Annotated in this window: 13 protein-coding genes; 4 read left to right on the forward strand and 9 right to left on the reverse strand. The window is 52.0% G+C overall.

Annotation, left to right across the window (positions count from 1 at the left end):
• Nucleotides 1-48 precede the first annotated feature (48 nt).
• Together OB87_RS13835 and OB87_RS13840 are read right to left on the reverse strand one after the other, a co-directional pair.
• Complete coding sequence (locus OB87_RS13835) at nucleotides 49-297, reverse strand: GlsB/YeaQ/YmgE family stress response membrane protein (RefSeq protein WP_033570012.1); 249 nt, start codon at nucleotides 295-297, stop codon at nucleotides 49-51.
• Nucleotides 298-642: 345 nt separating this feature from the next.
• A complete protein-coding gene (locus OB87_RS13840; protein ID WP_033570013.1) occupies nucleotides 643-1,086 on the reverse strand; it encodes a cupin domain-containing protein in 444 nt (147 codons plus the stop codon).
• A 419-nt stretch (nucleotides 1,087-1,505) separates the two neighbouring features.
• Between OB87_RS13840 and OB87_RS13845 the strand changes: the two genes are divergently transcribed.
• Nucleotides 1,506-1,844, forward strand: coding sequence for a YebY family protein (locus OB87_RS13845; RefSeq protein WP_033570014.1), 339 nt, complete (start codon nucleotides 1,506-1,508; stop codon nucleotides 1,842-1,844).
• Nucleotides 1,845-2,729: 885 nt separating this feature from the next.
• Here the strand turns inward: OB87_RS13845 and OB87_RS13850 are convergent.
• The 4 genes from OB87_RS13850 to copC all read right to left on the reverse strand — a co-directional run bounded on the left by OB87_RS13850 (nucleotide 2,730) and on the right by copC (nucleotide 5,882).
• Nucleotides 2,730-3,419 (reverse strand): DNA/RNA non-specific endonuclease, encoded by a 690-nt coding sequence (locus OB87_RS13850; RefSeq protein WP_033570015.1) that lies wholly within the window; start codon nucleotides 3,417-3,419, stop codon nucleotides 2,730-2,732.
• A 415-nt stretch (nucleotides 3,420-3,834) separates the two neighbouring features.
• Nucleotides 3,835-4,344: a non-heme ferritin gene (gene ftnA / locus OB87_RS13855; RefSeq protein ID WP_033570016.1), complete on the reverse strand. Its 510-nt coding sequence runs from the start codon at nucleotides 4,342-4,344 to the stop codon at nucleotides 3,835-3,837.
• 275 nt (nucleotides 4,345-4,619) lie between these two features.
• Nucleotides 4,620-5,498 (reverse strand): copper homeostasis membrane protein CopD, encoded by an 879-nt coding sequence (gene copD / locus OB87_RS13860; protein ID WP_033570017.1) that lies wholly within the window; start codon nucleotides 5,496-5,498, stop codon nucleotides 4,620-4,622.
• A 3-nt stretch (nucleotides 5,499-5,501) separates the two neighbouring features.
• Nucleotides 5,502-5,882 carry a copper homeostasis periplasmic binding protein CopC gene (copC, locus tag OB87_RS13865; RefSeq protein WP_033570018.1) on the reverse strand — a complete coding sequence of 127 codons (381 nt, stop codon included), beginning with the start codon at nucleotides 5,880-5,882 and terminating at the stop codon, nucleotides 5,502-5,504.
• Nucleotides 5,883-6,041: 159 nt separating this feature from the next.
• On the opposite strand from copC, the gene OB87_RS13870 reads away from it, so the two are divergent.
• Entirely contained in the window at nucleotides 6,042-6,272 is a 231-nt protein-coding gene (locus tag OB87_RS13870) for a DNA polymerase III subunit theta (protein WP_033570019.1), read from the forward strand.
• Nucleotides 6,273-6,777: 505 nt separating this feature from the next.
• Here OB87_RS13870 and OB87_RS13875 read toward each other — a convergent pair.
• On the reverse strand, nucleotides 6,778-8,829 hold the full coding sequence (locus OB87_RS13875) for a S9 family peptidase (protein ID WP_033570020.1): 2,052 nt from the start codon (nucleotides 8,827-8,829) through the stop codon (nucleotides 6,778-6,780).
• A gap of 283 nt (nucleotides 8,830-9,112) precedes the next feature.
• Between OB87_RS13875 and purT the strand changes: the two genes are divergently transcribed.
• Nucleotides 9,113-10,291, forward strand: a complete 1,179-nt coding sequence (gene purT, locus OB87_RS13880; RefSeq protein WP_033570021.1) for a formate-dependent phosphoribosylglycinamide formyltransferase — start codon at nucleotides 9,113-9,115, stop codon at nucleotides 10,289-10,291.
• Between the two features lie 189 nt (nucleotides 10,292-10,480).
• Here the strand turns inward: purT and OB87_RS13885 are convergent, their stop codons facing one another.
• A complete protein-coding gene (locus OB87_RS13885; RefSeq protein ID WP_012884856.1) occupies nucleotides 10,481-11,122 on the reverse strand; it encodes a bifunctional 4-hydroxy-2-oxoglutarate aldolase/2-dehydro-3-deoxy-phosphogluconate aldolase in 642 nt (213 codons plus the stop codon).
• Nucleotides 11,123-11,275: 153 nt separating this feature from the next.
• On the reverse strand, nucleotides 11,276-12,751 hold the full coding sequence (gene zwf / locus OB87_RS13890; protein ID WP_033570022.1) for a glucose-6-phosphate dehydrogenase: 1,476 nt from the start codon (nucleotides 12,749-12,751) through the stop codon (nucleotides 11,276-11,278).
• 365 nt (nucleotides 12,752-13,116) lie between these two features.
• Here zwf and OB87_RS13895 point away from each other — a divergent pair, with 365 nt between their 5' ends.
• Nucleotides 13,117-13,986: a MurR/RpiR family transcriptional regulator gene (locus OB87_RS13895; RefSeq protein WP_033570023.1), complete on the forward strand. Its 870-nt coding sequence runs from the start codon at nucleotides 13,117-13,119 to the stop codon at nucleotides 13,984-13,986.
• Nucleotides 13,987-14,047: the final 61 nt, after the last annotated feature.

Here is a 14,047-nt window from a genome sequence, read left to right on the forward strand (position 1 = left end):
ACAGGCAAAAAACGCGGCCATCTGGCGGAATACTGTCGCTCCTCTGCATCAGCTACGCACTCTACGATAAATCCATAGCACGACAATGGCACCGATTACCGCCACCGCAAAGCTGCCGATATTAAAACCATCGACTTTGCCAAAACCAAAGAACGTGCTGATCCAGCCACCGACCACCGCACCGACCACCCCCAGCAACACGGTCATGATAAAACCACCGCCATCCCTGCCCGGCATAATCCACTTTGCCAGGATACCGGCAATCAGACCGAAAATAATCCATGAAATGATTCCCATTGTGTCCTCTCTGTCAGTCGCGCATTAGGCGGTGTTCCGCAATCGATGTGTAACAGCAGTGATTAGCTATGCCAATAAAAGCGTAGCACAAGATGCATCGCTTACTTTGCCGTGTGCCGTGGTCATGCCCCGTATCTGGCGGTCATGGCCCGATACCGAACACGGCAAAATAGACAATGTCATGAAGGAGTGACAAGAAATTGACAACCACGCCAGGCAGAAGAATAACGACGTTTTTTGACGGGAAATAAAAAAGCGCCCGAACAGTCATTCAGAGCGCATCCAATACCTGTATCCACATGAATACGGTAACTATGCTATCCGCCTGCGGCAGACCAGAAACGATTATTTGTCGGCGACAAAATAATCAGTACTATCGGTCATCGGAATATAAACCCTGACCCATTCGTCACCGTCTATCAGTTCCCAACTGTGCCCTTCGCCATTGGTATCCTCAGCCAGCAGAACCGTTCCCGGTGACAGAATAAACGTAGAACCATCACTCACTTTGAATTTCAGCTTACCTTTCAGTGTAATGACATATTGTTTTCTCGGCGCGGGGTGCGTGTTTTTTTCCCACTCCTCAACCGAGTTATTAATCCAGAAGTTCTGTGAGGGTATTTTATCCAATACAGGAATAGTTCCCTTCTGATACGCTGAATGATTATCCGGCGTGGTGATAAGTTTAATTGCCGGGATGCGTGAAGGATTCGCTGACGTTTCTGCAATACCTTTCAGCGGCATCAGCGATGCGATTGTCATCAATAAAAATAGTTTAAATTTACTCATTGCCTCTTTGACTCCCTATTTAATGTAACGTTATTGATGATCAACAATCATCTCCCTGAAATTCTTAGCGTGAATTATACAAAGATAATCAACCAGGTAAACAAACACGCATTCTTAATATAATTATCTATTCAATAGGTAATAACGATGAAGATATCGCGTATTCTCACTTTGTACGGACAGGAAACCAGGACATCACTGCCGGTAACTGCGTTCCCCAGATAACGCCGCGTGCGTTTGTTTTTAGTCGGCAAGCCACCGACTCATGGATAACATCAATGCGGGTCTGGCTGACTCGACTTCATCAAACCCCGCCGCTATGATCGCACGTTAAGGCTTGCGGCTCGTCGTCTGTTCATGACGCGCCTCGTTTTGCCCGCCGGGCATCTCCCTCCGGGGGCTTTACATGGAATATCACAATGAAAAAAGTAGTGCTGTCTCTGATTGTCTCTGTACTGTCTGTTCAGGCATTGGCCGCGCCGCAGTTGGCTAACCTGAGCAAGCTGGAATATGGTTCCCGCTGGGCGTTCAATCGTGAAGAAGTTCAGTTGATCTGCCGCCCCGGTGACGCGATGTACGTGATCAATCCCAGTACACTGGTGCAATATCCGCTCAATGACGTGGCGCGTGAACAGGTCAAGACGGGCAAGGTCGCCGCTCGCCCGCTGGAAACCATTCTTCTGGAAGACCCACAGAATCCGGGACAAAAGATGAGTTTGCAGCCCTTTATCGATCGGGCCAAAACCCTCTGCCAGTAGCGCCATAGCACTTCTGAAGAGAGTGTGGATCGCGAATATACGGGTTTGCGCTAGTTGTCACAAAGTGTACAGATTGTTTCAGAATTGGCCGTCAAAAATCGGGCCAGACTGGAAAACGAAAGTGAGTCGTCTACGCTTAAAGTGCGGGCTGTGATGCAGCCTGCAACAAATGCCAACTTTTAGCGCACGGCTCTCTCCCAAGAGCCATTTCCCTAGACCGGGCACAGGAATCGTGTTCGGTCTTTTTTTATGGCATGACAATATACCCGCGCACCATATCGGGGGAATTTATTAAGTCCACATTAAAGGCTGAGCGCGGATAAATTTGCTTATCCCCAAAATAATTCGAGTTGCAGGACAACACGCTCGCGTGTTGAACAACGCAACGCGTTGGCCCTTTAGGGCAAGGCTCAGAATGAGCCTTGTAACGCGGCGACGCAGCGAATCCCCAGGAGCTTACACAAGTAAGTGACTAGGGTGAGCGACAACGCTGCCGGGAGCAGCGTTGAACGCGGTTTACCGCGGCCCCGAAGGGGCGAGGCCCAGGGATGGGCCGAGTAATAAAGCCAATGCATCTGTAACTTGAAGTATGACGGGTATAGCTCGGCATTATAATAAATGAGTCATTATGATATTAACCGTCCGGTAATCACCGAGCAGGTATGTTAAAAACCCACTGATTGCTCAGTGGGTCGTTTCCCTGGCGTTCAAATTAGCGTTTAACAGTAATATCATGTCATTATGAACGGTTATTTTATAGACGTTTTTACAGATCAATTTATTGGAATTGATCGCTATCGCCGATCGGTTTAACCCGCAGTGCCGTACAAATTGGCTGCATTCAGCGCTGTTCCTGCCATCGGTATTCAGGGCTGTTCTCTCTATTTACCGAACCGGAAACGGGTCGATGGAATACCTGGCGGAAAAGTCGCTGATGGACAGACAGGTGACAACGCCGGTCGAGTTATCCCCCACAAATACCCGTTGGACCGACCGACTCCTGACCGCTTTATAGATCAGGGTCGGCACCGATACACCGTTGCCGATTCTCTTGCTGCCGAATATGGCTCCCGTTACCACCCATACTTCGCCATCCTGTAATGCCAGTTTACGCACCGATGCTTCGATTTTACGCCAGGATACGCGGTTCAGTTTTGGTAACTGCGGCGTCATATTCGACATGGAAAAAGACTCATGCTGCGCCAGAGAATTTGGCATATCCCCCGCTGGGGTCATATGCCCCTGATCGTATCCTGAATATTCGTAATCTTCCGTTGCTGATCGCATAGCCTGAGGTATTAATGGCTCAACATGAAATGAATCGCGCCGGGAAATATCGCCCGCCGCCTTGACTCGCTCAGCGGTTAAACGCTGTGCAGAAATGAACGGTGCTTTATTCGCATAGCTATAAAGCACGGCAAACTCAGTGAAACAAATCTCTTCGTCATAATAAATATTGGGGGCTTCATCATTAATAAATTTACCAGGACATAATGACTGACCTGCCAGTGCGGGTATATATACCATCATCAGTATTAAAGACAATATATAACGTACCGGTTGCTTTAATGCCATCAGCTCACTCTCTTACGGAAATACGGTGAATGCCATTCATCCTGTTGAGTATCTGCGCATCGTGCTACTGCTAACCGATAGCGGCACAGACAGGCTTTTCCAGGAAACACCGCTATTATTACGTCGGCCGCCGCAATAATCGTGTCCATCCGGTACGTTCCGCGTTCACCAAACAACAATATCCATCCAATAGCGCATCAGCATGGGGGGATATCGCGCCAAAAATATTATTTCCAGATACAGAGAACATGCTCATACCCGGAGAGAAAGCCGCGCTTAAGCACAGAGTCATCATACCTGACTGCAAAATAAGAATTGGCGTATTATTAGACGTGACGTTTAAAACAAGAAGAGAATATAACTGAGGGAAATACAATCAATCGGGTGGCCGAAAAATTCGGCCACCCGACTATTATCAGGCTGAAGGCGTAACGGATGTCGCCATTTTCTTCAGATCCTGATCAATAAAGAACAGACCGCCTTCCTGAGCATTCACCATGCCCATCTTGTCGAGGATAGACTTGAACAGTTTTTCTTCTTCATGCTGTTCCGCTACGTACCATTGCAGGAAGTTGAAGGTGGAGTAATCCTGCAATGTCATGGCTGCATGAGCCAGTTCATTGATTTTGCTGGTGATCAATTGTTCATGTTCATAGGTCAGTTTGAACACATCCTGCAGCGAGTTGAAGTCAACCGGCGGCGCAGCGATGGCACCCAGCACAGGCAGGCTGCCGGTATCGTCCAGATAATCGAACAAACGTTGCATGTGTTCCATTTCTTCACGGGAATGCGATTTCAGGAAAGTCGATGCGCCTTCAAACCCTTTGTCGCCACACCAGGCGCTCATCTGCAGGTATAAATTGGCGGAGTAGAATTCGAGATTAAGCTGCTCATTGAGCTTTTGAATCATTTCTTTTTTTAACATGACTATTCCTTATTTTACTGGCAGGTGACTGATGAATTGCATTATGCCTGCAAATAATGAAATTTAAAACATTTCATTAACCAATAAGCGAATAATTACGTTGTAAATTCAAAACATTATCATTTATCCATGATAATGCTTTTCATTATGGGAAAAACGCTCACAAATATGATTTGATAATTATTTTCATTATCAAGTCTGGTTATCAGGAGATTGGTATCGATATTCTCCTTTATTGTGAAATATGGCATGGCATATTTCCTACGCTGCACGATTTAGGTTGGCGATAACGTAGCAAAAAAACTGACCAATGCGATGACCAGAGTGGATAACACCAGCTCCACGGTGGTGAGTCGCAGAAAATAACCATACGCGACGGTATTTTCCTGCCGAAAACGCGGCACCACCCAATACCGATTGAATAACGCCAGTAACACCATTACGGCTACCAGCAGAATTTTCACGGCCAGCAACGCGCCATACAGCCCGGCGGCCGATAAGGGCCAGCCGAGAATCAACCTGGTATTCACCAACCCGGTCAGGATCGCCGATGCAACCGCCAGATGACCATAACGGGAAAAACGCATCATCGTCAGGATAGCGTCCGCGCGTGTCTGCGACAGCCGCGCATCCTGCAACACAAACAGCAGTGGAAGCAGCCCTCCAACCCAAAACGTCACAGACAGCAAATGCACAATCTGACTGATGCCATGCAATATACCCGGCCATCCATCCAGCATCGCCGCGTGCCCCACCCACCCCATGCCGCATAATTGCAGTATGCCAAGCACCAGCACGTTCACTTGTCGGCTGCGGCTATGCCAGAAAAACACCACACCGGTCACTAGTGCTAACGCAGGCTGCCACAGCCATATTTCCCCGAAGCGGGTGCCCAATACGGCGCGCCAAATGTCGGCATTGACAGTATTACGCCAGTCGCCACTCATCAGACCGGTTTGCACCGTCAGTATGGCTATGGCGGTCAATAACGCAGCCGCGCAACTGATCGCCATCAAGCCCTGCAACCGTAACGCCAGCCAACCCCGATACGTGCGAGGAGCCAGCAATGTGCAGTAACAGGCCGAGCTGACCAGCAGCATGAGACTGGCGAAATGCCCGAAGCGTACTACCGCGTAAAGCCACTCCAGCATCATCGATTACTTGACGCCAAAACGATAGCTACCTTCCGTTTTGTGACCATCAACCGATAACACATGCCAGTGAACCTGATAACTGCCACTCGTCAGCGCCTTCTCAAGCGGCACCACCAGAACATTACGATGGCCACTTTCTACTGTCGCTTTCCCCACAGGCACGGTCTGCCCTGCCAACGTCAATTCAACACCGCTGAACGCCGGTTCGATATCTTCAGAAAAAAGCAGTGTCAGAGAAGAAGGCACTTTTTGCAGCGGGGTATCGTTATCCGCTACCGGTGTCTGGCTTTTGAGGTGTGCATGTGCCAGTGCCGAGTGTGAAATAACCAGACTGCCCATCAATACCACTGCTTTCAGGGCCGGAAAAATTTTACGATTCAACATGATTTCATCCTTTATGGTGATCCCTTTTATTCAGGAAACCCAACATCAGCGGCAAGGATACGAGTCCCTTATCGCCTTGTCGAGGTACAGCACGGTAACAGAATTTGCCAATTTCACACTTCTGCATTAATTTTGTGGCGCAACACAGAGGAGGCAATTATGGGATACAATCTGGCCGAACTTCCTTATGAAGAAATGGAAAAGGTCAATGTGGATCTGGCAGCATCCGGCGTAGCATTCCGTGAACGCTACAACATGCCGGTGATCCTGGATGAAATTGAACAGCAACAACCCGCGCACCTGCGCACCTATTTCCGGGAAAGGGTCAGCTACTATCGGGAGATGTCTCACCAGTTCTCCACCCTGCCTTACGACCCAAACAGTAAATAATGCCCCACCCCTGGGGATACGGAACAAGCGCTATCGATACAGCCCGGTAGCGCTTGTTTACCGCCTGATTCCCGTTTCATACCATCTCGCCTGAGCCGAACACCCAGCACAACGCGCCATCAAAAAAATACTTTTTCCCCTTGCATCTCTGCGCAAACAGGAGGTTAATAAACAGGCAAACCAACCTTTTACCAAGCGAGGCACAACATGAGTAAAGGAATGGACAGCAAGAAAAATGCCAAGAAAAAACCGCTGAAAACCGCCGCGCAAAAACGGGCGGAAAAGCGGGCTAAACGGGCTCAACCGCAGCCTGAAACCAACTGAGTTGCCGCCGTTCTTCCGAACAACTGAATGACATCATCGCTAAGGCAACATCTCTGCGATCACCCTCTGCCTCCTGACACCCGGTGATCGCAGTTTCAAACACTCCCCCGTCGAGCCTTTATTTCCTCAAGCCCACTACCTTGAGAATATCAGGAGACATTAGCTGCCCAACGTACAGGCGTTACTTCGGTGTTAATGGTCGCTCCAGCACCATTAACAGGAAGGTGAACTCCTGTGCGATATCTTCGAATTGAGCCAAACGGCCGGATTTTCCGCCATGCCCAGACCCCATGTCGGTATGCAACAGTAATAAGTGGTCATCCGTTTTCAGTTCACGCAATTTCGCAACCCATTTGGCCGGTTCCCAGTACTGAACCTGCGAATCATGCAAACCGGTAGTCACCAACAGGTGCGGATACGCCTGCGCCGAAACATTATCATAAGGGCTGTATTGCTTGATGTACTGGTAATCCGGTGCGTTGTTTGGGTTGCCCCACTCGTCATATTCACCGGTGGTGAGTGGGATGGATTCATCCAGCATAGTGGTAAGCACGTCGACAAACGGCACCTGTGCCACCACGCCACTGAACAACGACGGTGCCAGATTGATCACCGCCCCCATCAGTAACCCACCCGCACTGCCCCCCATCGCAAATATTTTCGCTGGATCGCCGTAACCACGCGCCAGCAACGCCTGCGTGACATCAATGAAATCCGTGAAGGTATTCATTTTATTGAACAGACGCCCCTGGTCGTGCCATTGCTGTCCCAGCTCGCCACCGCCGCGAATATGCGCCAGCGCATACACAAAGCCGCGATCCAACAAGCTAAGACGACTGCTGCTGAATTCCGGATCCATACTGCTGCTATAAGCGCCGTAGCCATAGACTAACAGCGGGCTTTGCCCCAGTTCGCAGTCTTTGTGATACACCAGTGACACTGGCACCAATTCGCCATCGCGGGCCGTCACCCACAACCGTTCGCTCCGGTAGTTTCCGGCATCAAAGTTCTTCACCTCAGACTGCTTGAGCACCACCTGAAGGCCGGTCGCCATATCCAGCTCATAAATGGTCATCGGTGTGGTCATCGAGGAATAGCCGTAACGCAATTGCGTGCTTTCCGGCGTCGGGTTATAGCTCAGCCAGGTCACATAGGCCGGGTCGTTAAAGGCAATCTGACGAGATGCTTGCGTCTGCCAATGAATGTAGCGAATGTGCGTCAGCCCGCGCTCGCGCTCTTCGACCACGTACCAGTCGTCAAACAGCGAAAATCCTTCCAGTACTCGCTCAGGACGCGGGGCAATCAAGGCATCCCATGCCGACTCGTTGGCGTCGTGGGCGCGGTAGAAACCAAAGGTCTTGCCGTCTTTGTTGGAGCGGACATAAAACGCGTCGCGGAAATGATCGACCACATACTCGTGATCCGGCCGCCGCGGCACAAAAACACGTGGCGTTGCCTGCGGGTCGGTAGCGTCCAGCAACAAAATTTCCGTGCTGGTGGTGCTGTCGAGGTAAATCAGGATATAGCGCTCGGACGTGGTTTTATCCAGGCTGAGGTAGAACGCGTCGTCCGTTTCTTCGTACACCAGTTCGTCCTGCTGCGGATCTTCGCCCAAGCGGTGCCGATAAACCTGGTAAGGCAGCAAGGTCTGCGGATTTTTACGCACATAATAGAGAGTACGAGAGTCTGCTGCCCACTCGCTACCCGCCGAAACATTTTCCAGCCGATCCGCCAGCCACTCGCCGGTGTCGAGGTCGCGAAACGTCACCACATACTGCCGACGGGACAGCAAATCTTCCGCCACGCTCATCAACCGGTTGTCAGGGCTGACACCCAGCGCGCCCAGACTATAGAACTCGCTGCCCGCCGCCCGCTGATTGCCATCCAGCAAGACCTGCCAGGAGTCGTCTCCTGTCTCCTGCTCCCGTTGACGCTGATAGATAGCGTAATCCTTGCCGGGTTCATAGCGGCTCTGGTAACGATAACCACGCTTCACGTAAGGCACGGAGACGTCTTCACCGGGGATTCGCGCGACCATTTCCTCATACAACGTCTGACGCAGCGCAGCATGGGGTGACATGACCTGCTCGCAATAGCGATTTTCTTCCTGCAGCCAGGTCAGTACATCCGGGTTATTGCGTTCATCATCTCGCAGCCAGTAGTAATTATCGATGCGGGTATCGCCATGCATCGACATCACATGCGGGCGTTTTTCGGCTTGCGGCGCTTTCATCCACGTCACTCCTTTCCATTCATTAATCAGGCTCTGCCTTACACCCCGCCCTGCGCTAGCAAGCCAGCGGTGGCGAGACGGCAAATGCACAAAGCCTGTCATGAATCATCGGGGGAATCCAGCTTGTGCCGAGATCTGCATGAGTTTTCACGCGCTTTTGCGTACCGGCACGCGAGTAATGCCAAACGCAAACGTTTTCGTTTATACTGCGGCTACGCTCGGGCTCGTGTCTGCCCGGTTTTTACTGCAAGCTCTTTTTTACAACACCATCAGGTATCAGGTTATGTTAACAATGGGAACCGCCCTGCGTCCCGGAGCCACCCGCGTTATGCTGTTAGGCTCCGGCGAACTGGGAAAAGAAGTGGCGATTGAGTGTCAGCGTCTGGGTATTGAAGTCATCGCAGTCGATCGTTACGCCGATGCCCCGGCCATGCAAGTCGCCCACCGCAGCCACGTCATCAATATGCTGGATGGCGAAGCGCTGAAGCAACTGGTCGCGCAGGAGCGCCCAGATTATATCGTGCCTGAAATCGAAGCTATCGCTACAGATATGCTGGTCGCACTGGAACAGCAAGGCCAGCGCGTGGTGCCGTGTGCAGAAGCGACCCGTTTGACCATGAATCGTGAAGGTATCCGTCGACTGGCGGCGGAAACGCTGGGTCTGCCAACGTCCAGTTATCGTTTTGCCGCTGACGAAACCGCATTCCGTCAGGCTGCCCATGAGCTGGGTTTTCCCTGTATCGTCAAACCAGTGATGAGTTCATCGGGGAAAGGTCAGAGCCTGATCCGGTCGCCAGAACAGCTGGACAACGCCTGGCGCTATGCGCAGGAAGGCGGTCGGGCTGGCGGCGGGAAAGTGATTGTGGAAGGGTTAGTGAAATTCGATTTCGAAATCACGCTGCTGACCATCCATGCGGCTGACGGTCTGCACTTTTGCGAACCGATCGGCCATCGTCAGGAAGACGGTGATTACCGCGAATCCTGGCAACCGCAGCAGATGAGTGAACTGGCACTAACGCGGGCCAAAGAGATTGCCGGTAACGTGGTGAAAGCGCTGGGCGGTTTCGGCCTGTTTGGTGTGGAACTGTTTATTTGTGGCGACGAGGTTATCTTCAGTGAAGTATCGCCACGCCCACACGATACCGGCATGGTAACGCTCATTTCGCAGGATCTGTCCGAATTTGCGCTGCATGTTCGTGCGTTTCTCGGCCTGCCGATTGGCGCGATCCGCCAGTACGGCCCGTCAGCTTCCGCGGTTATCCTGCCAGAACTGACCAGCAACGATGTACGTTATCAAGGGCTGGAGCAGGCATTGCAGCCCTATACCCAGATTCGTCTGTTCGGCAAACCGGACATCAGCGGCCGTCGTCGTATGGGTGTCGCGCTGGCGACCGCCGATAATACGGATACCGCCGTACAACTGGCAAAAACCGTCGCGTCAGCCGTTAAAGTAAGCGGCTAATAGACATCAGGCTCATGCTGTCGCGTGGGCCTGACTCCTCCCCCAAGACCACCAGAACCAGACGGCTGTTGATGGTCACGACCGCAGTGCCCCGAACAAAGGTAAAACGCTTTACCGCTCCACCGAGTAAGAACAAAAAAGCCCGCTGACGCGGGCCTGCAAGCCTTAAGAAAGGAAAACGTCGGTCGGTCAGGCTGTCGCGCCAGCAACGGCCTCACGCGCCAACGCCGTGATGCGATCGTAATCACCGCTTTCCAGCGCATCGGCTGGCACCAGCCAGGAACCACCAACACACAGCACGCTTTTCAGCGCCAGATAGTCGCGGTAATTCTTCAGCGAGATCCCGCCGGTCGGGCAGAAACGGATCTTGCCGAACGGACCAGCAATCGCCTGCAATGCTTTCACCCCACCGTTAGCTTCCGCCGGGAAGAATTTAAATTCACGCAAACCGTAATCCATCCCCAACATCAGCTCGGACACGGTGCTGATCCCTGGGATCAACGGAATAGTCCCTTCCGTTGCGGCTTTCAGCAGCGGCTCAGTCAGGCCGGGGCTGATGGCAAACTGCGCACCGGCTGCGGTCACTTCCGCCAGCTGTTGCGGATTAGTGACCGTGCCAGCACCGACGATAGCGTCCGGTACTTCTTGCGCGATCAGGCGAATTGCCTCTACCGCACAGTCGGTACGCAGCGTCAACTCCAGTACACGCACACCACCCGCTACCAGGGCTTTCGCCATCGGCACCGCGTGTTCCAGTTTGTTAATCACAATCACAGGAACAACCGGACCGGCTGTCAGAATCTGTTCCGCACTGGTTTTCCAGTTTTTCATCGAGGGTAATCTCCAGTCATGCCCAACGGGCATCGATTAATGATCTGGCGCGCCCCTGCCACAGGGATCCGCAGTTACCCACGGACGTCCGACCGCACCGTCAGCCAAAAAACGCTAACGGTTTTCCCCCGCCTGACGACGGGGGAAAACCGCTTATTCCACTTCGTTCCAGGAACGGCCATCGCGGGTAATCATGGCGACGGACGCAACCGGCCCCCAGGTTCCTGCCTGATACGGCTTGGGTGAATCATTGTCCATTGCCCAGGCATCCATAATGGAGTCCACCCATTTCCAGGCTTCTTCTACTTCGTCGCGGCGCACAAACAGTGCCTGAATACCGCGCATGGTTTCCAACAACAGGCGCTCATAAGCGTCCGCCAGATGCTGCTGGTTAAAGGTTTCCGAGAAACTCAGGTCAAGCTTGGTGGTCTGCAACCGATGTTTGTGGTCCAGCCCCGGAATCTTGTTCAAAATCTGAATTTCCACCCCTTCGTCCGGCTGCAGGCGGATGATCAGCTTGTTCTGCGGCAACTGCTGATAAGAGTCGTGGAACAAGTTGAGCGCCGGGTTTTTAAAGTAGACCACCACTTCGGAGCACTTTGACGGCAGACGCTTGCCGGTACGCAGGTAAAACGGCACGCCGGACCAGCGCCAGTCGTCGATATCAACGCGGATGGCCACAAAGGTTTCGGTATTGCTGGTCTTATTGGCACCGTCTTCTTCCAGGTAGCCCGGCACTTTTTTGCCTTGCACGAAACCACCGGTGTACTGGCCGCGTACCGTCACTTCATGCACATTAGAACGATCGATACGGCGCAGCGAACGCAGCACCTTAACCTTTTCGTCACGGATACGGTCAGTGCTCAGATCCGCTGGCGGCGACATGGCGATCATGGTCAGAATCTGCAACAGGTGATTCTGGATCATGTCGCGCATTTGCCCAGCCTGATCGAAATATCCCCAACGCCCTTCAATCCCTACTTCTTCCGCCACGGTAATCTGCACGTGATCGATAGTGCGATTATCCCAGTTGTTGGCAAACAGGGAATTAGCGAAACGCAGCGCCAGCAGATTCAGCACGGTTTCCTTGCCGAGATAGTGGTCGATGCGGTAGACCTGACATTCGTTGAAAAACTCCGCCACCTGATTGTTGATAACACGTGACGACGCCAGGTCGGTGCCCAGTGGTTTTTCCATTACCACACGTGCTGGCTCCTTGTTCAGGCCAGCCTTCCCTAAGCCGCGACAAATCGCACCAAAGGTGCTCGGCGGCATAGCGAAATAATTAATGGTGGTGCGATTTTGCTGATCGAGCATCGTTCCCAGTCGATTGAACCCTTCGGTGTCTTCGACATCCAGGTTGCAAAAGTCGAGCCGGTCGCTCAGGGTTGTCCACAATGCTGGGTCGAGCGGTTCCTTAAGAAAGGTTTCCAGCGCTTCGCGCACCACTTTGATATAGGCGTCTCGGTCCCACTCTGCCCGTCCCACACCGATAATGCGGGTTTCCGGATGAATATGGCCTGCTTTTTCCAGTTGATACAGTGAAGGCAGCAATTTGCGGCGTGCAAGGTCGCCCTTCGCACCGAAAATAACCAGGTCACACGCCTGGGCTGTTGACGTTACCGCCATTTTCAATCTCCTCATTGCAGGACGCTGTAATTTTATTACATTAATAATGTACTCTTTTTGACACAAACCAGTAAACCCGTAATAAAACCACATTATCGACTGATTCTGATACCACAAGGCCTTAGAACCTATTGTGCCGATGAAGAAAACGGGTCTGGCATCTGCCTAAAAGAGAAATTTTCCGTCGTTTCTGACAGCCAGTTACTATTCTGAAAGTTAGACACAGGTCATATTCTGACAAAAAAAGCCGATGACTTATTGTGTCGACCTCTGCCAACCGTTACAGGCTCGTAGTATATTTCACAAAATCCGCATCGGTTTCACCTTTGGCTGAAATCCAAAATACCATAGATGGTCGTTGTCATATGAATATGCTGGAAAAAATCCAGGGTCATCTGGAACTGTTGAGTAAATCGGAACGCAAAGTGGCAGAAGTCATTCTGGCCTCACCTCAAACAGCCATCCACTCCAGTATCGCTACTCTGGCTGGCGTGGCTGAGGTTAGCGAACCGACGGTCAACCGCTTCTGCCGCCGACTGGACACCAAAGGCTTTCCCGATTTTAAACTGCATCTGGCGCAGAGTCTGGCCAACGGCACGCCTTATGTAAACCGCAACGTGGAAGAAGACGATTCGGTAGAGTCTTATACCAGCAAAATCTTCGAGTCCACCATGGCGGGGCTGGAACATGTGAAATCCTGCCTGGACATTCAGGCTATCAACCGCGCGGTGGATTTGCTCACCCAGGCGCGCAAGATTTCCTTCTTCGGCTTCGGCGCGTCGGCAGCGGTGGCCCACGACGCGATGAACAAATTTTTTCGCTTCAATATTCCGGTAGTCTACTTCGATGACCTGGTTATGCAGCGCATGAGCTGCATGAATTCCGGCGAAGGCGACGTGGTGGTGCTGATTTCACACACCGGGCGAACCAAAAGTCTGGTAGATATGGCGCGGCTGGCACGGGAAAACGACGCCACGGTTATCGCCATTACCTCGGACGGTTCCCCGCTCTCGCGGGAAGCGTCGCTGACGCTGCGCGTCGAGGTGCCGGAAGACACCGATGTTTACATGCCGATGGTATCGCGTATCGCCCAGCTCACGCTGATTGATGTGTTAGCCACCGGTTTTACCCTGCGGCGCGGCGCAAAATTCCGTGATAACTTGAAGCGGGTCAAGGAAGCATTGCGCGAATCGCGATTTGATAAGGAAGAACGATTCAGCAACCCGTTTAACTAATTATGTTATAACATCGGGTGGCAAGGGGTGATGCCCGCGGGAAGAGATCCTGTCACTCAAT

Source organism: Dickeya undicola (assembly GCF_000784735.1).
GTDB classification, from domain to species: domain Bacteria; phylum Pseudomonadota; class Gammaproteobacteria; order Enterobacterales; family Enterobacteriaceae; genus Dickeya; species Dickeya undicola.